Annotated in this window: 2 rRNA genes; both read right to left on the reverse strand. The window is 52.3% G+C overall.

From position 1 onward, the window contains the following. Window positions 1-54: 54 nt before the first annotated feature. Window positions 55-170 (reverse strand): 5S ribosomal RNA (rrf, locus tag BLS60_RS21215). A 141-nt stretch (window positions 171-311) separates the two neighbouring features. After that, a 23S ribosomal RNA gene (locus BLS60_RS21220) occupies window positions 312-1,681 on the reverse strand; the annotation flags it as partial.

Below are 1,681 nucleotides of genomic sequence, written 5' to 3' on the forward strand. Positions count from 1 at the left end.
CGCCACAAAGACGAAACCCCAGACCTCTGTCGAGATCTGGGGTTTCTAGTAGAAGCTTGACGATGACCTACTCTCACATGGGGAAACCCCACACTACCATCGGCGATGCATCGTTTCACTACTGAGTTCGGGATGGGATCAGGTGGTTCCAACGCTCTATGGTCGTCAAGCAATCCGGTTGGGGAGTCGGTTTTTAGGTCGCTTCCCCGAATTGGGTATGTGATATCAGTTGGTGTTGCGTGTTCTTTTTACAAATTTTCGGCATTACTGTCGACTTCTACCGTCTAACAGCCAAATTGTTTGGGTGTTATATGGTCAAGCCTCACGGGCAATTAGTACTGGTTAGCTCAACGCCTCACAACGCTTACACACCCAGCCTATCAACGTCGTAGTCTTCGACGGCCCTTTAGGGAACTCAAGGTTCCAGTGAGATCTCATCTTGAGGCAAGTTTCCCGCTTAGATGCTTTCAGCGGTTATCTTTCCCGAACATAGCTACCCGGCAATGCCACTGGCGTGACAACCGGAACACCAGAGGTTCGTCCACTCCGGTCCTCTCGTACTAGGAGCAGCCCCTCTCAAATCTCAAACGTCCACGGCAGATAGGGACCGAACTGTCTCACGACGTTCTAAACCCAGCTCGCGTACCACTTTAAATGGCGAACAGCCATACCCTTGGGACCGGCTTCAGCCCCAGGATGTGATGAGCCGACATCGAGGTGCCAAACACCGCCGTCGATATGAACTCTTGGGCGGTATCAGCCTGTTATCCCCGGAGTACCTTTTATCCGTTGAGCGATGGCCCTTCCATACAGAACCACCGGATCACTAAGACCTACTTTCGTACCTGCTCGACGTGTCTGTCTCGCAGTCAAGCGCGCTTTTGCCTTTATACTCTACGACCGATTTCCGACCGGTCTGAGCGCACCTTCGTACTCCTCCGTTACTCTTTAGGAGGAGACCGCCCCAGTCAAACTACCCACCATACACTGTCCTCGATCCGGATAACGGACCAGAGTTAGAACCTCAAGGTTGCCAGGGTGGTATTTCAAGGTTGGCTCCATGAGAACTGGCGTCCCCACTTCAAAGCCTCCCACCTATCCTACACAAGCAAGCTCAAAGTCCAGTGCAAAGCTATAGTAAAGGTTCACGGGGTCTTTCCGTCTAGCCGCGGATACACTGCATCTTCACAGCGATTTCAATTTCACTGAGTCTCGGGTGGAGACAGCGCCGCCATCGTTACGCCATTCGTGCAGGTCGGAACTTACCCGACAAGGAATTTCGCTACCTTAGGACCGTTATAGTTACGGCCGCCGTTTACCGGGGCTTCGATCAAGAGCTTCGCGTTAGCTAACCCCATCAATTAACCTTCCGGCACCGGGCAGGCGTCACACCCTATACGTCCACTTTCGTGTTTGCAGAGTGCTGTGTTTTTAATAAACAGTCGCAGCGGCCTGGTATCTTCGACCGGCATGTGCTTACGGGGTAAACCCTTCACACTCACCGGCGCACCTTCTCCCGAAGTTACGGTGCCATTTTGCCTAGTTCCTTCACCCGAGTTCTCTCAAGCGCCTTGGTATTCTCTACCTAACCACCTGTGTCGGTTTGGGGTACGGTTCCTAATTACCTGAAGCTTAGAAGCTTTTCCTGGAAGCATGGCATCAACCACTTCATCGTCCTAAA

This window comes from Phytopseudomonas seleniipraecipitans (assembly GCF_900102335.1).
Lineage (GTDB): Bacteria > Pseudomonadota > Gammaproteobacteria > Pseudomonadales > Pseudomonadaceae > Aquipseudomonas > Aquipseudomonas seleniipraecipitans.